The sequence below is a fragment of the Duganella levis genome, from assembly GCF_009857605.1.
Lineage (GTDB): Bacteria > Pseudomonadota > Gammaproteobacteria > Burkholderiales > Burkholderiaceae_D > Rugamonas > Rugamonas levis.
Window position 1 is genome coordinate 1 of record NZ_WWCT01000096.1, and the last position, 269, is coordinate 269.

The 269-nt window shown below is 51.3% G+C and carries 1 tRNA gene and 1 rRNA gene; both read left to right on the forward strand.

From position 1 onward, the window contains the following. Positions 1 to 113, forward strand: a 16S ribosomal RNA gene (locus GTP69_RS30950); the annotation flags it as partial. 81 nt (positions 114 to 194) lie between these two features. Then, positions 195 to 268 (forward strand) — tRNA-Ile (locus GTP69_RS30955). Position 269 lies beyond the last annotated feature (1 nt).

Here is a 269-nt window from a genome sequence, read left to right on the forward strand (position 1 = left end):
CAGAAGTAGGTAGCTTAACCGCAAGGAGGGCGCTTACCACGGTAGGATTCGTGACTGGGGTGAAGTCGTAACAAGGTAGCCGTATCGGAAGGTGCGGCTGGATCACCTCCTTTCTAGAGTTTGCAGGATTCTTCGGAATCACTTTCAAGCGCTCACACTTATCGACTGTAGACAATAAAAGAACAGCAAATATTGGGGCTGTAGCTCAGCTGGTTAGAGCACCGTGTTGATAACGCGGGGGTCGTTGGTTCGAGTCCAACCAGCCCTAC